Source organism: Halomonas colorata (genome assembly GCF_014897985.1).
Lineage (GTDB): Bacteria > Pseudomonadota > Gammaproteobacteria > Pseudomonadales > Halomonadaceae > Vreelandella > Vreelandella colorata.
On record NZ_JABUZA010000118.1, the window covers coordinates 1 to 517 of the forward strand.

Genomic DNA, 517 nt, shown 5'->3' on the forward strand with positions numbered 1-517 from the left:
GCCCGAGCAGTCAGTTCGGCACCAACCGCCTGACGAGATCGGATAGCGCCGTTTTATAGGGGTAGCTGTCACTCATGAGTACGCGGATTCGACGCGTATTGCGGATGATGACCGCGCCTACTTTGATGAGCTTGAGCCTAAGGTTGCTCGGACTCATGCGCGCGAAGGGCGTGTGCTTCAGATAAGTCCGTAACCGCTCGAACAGTGTATAAGCGAAGCCCGACAAGATCAGCCGCCACTGATTGGCCCACCAGTGCGTGCTGGAGGTACGGTCAGCGAACAGGCTCAGTTGTTGATCCTTGATCCGGTTCTCCATGTCACCCCGGGCACAGTACTGCTCGTAGTAAAGCTTGAAGCCGTCATCGTAACGGGAACTGATGATAAACCGGGGATTAGAGCCCAGCTCGCCTTCTTCCAGGCGGGCCACCACCCAGCGTGGGTATTTCCAGGAGTGTGCTTGATACGGAAAGCGAAACGTCTCTGCCACTTTCCCTCCCACCTGCCATTGGGTCTTGCG

The 517-nt window shown here is 56.9% G+C and carries 1 protein-coding gene; it reads right to left on the reverse strand.

Annotation, left to right across the window (positions count from 1 at the left end; genetic code table 11):
• Positions 1-10: 10 nt before the first annotated feature.
• A partial coding sequence (locus INT33_RS21045) for a transposase (protein ID WP_193092949.1) occupies positions 11-517 on the reverse strand: 507 nt, incomplete at its 5' end.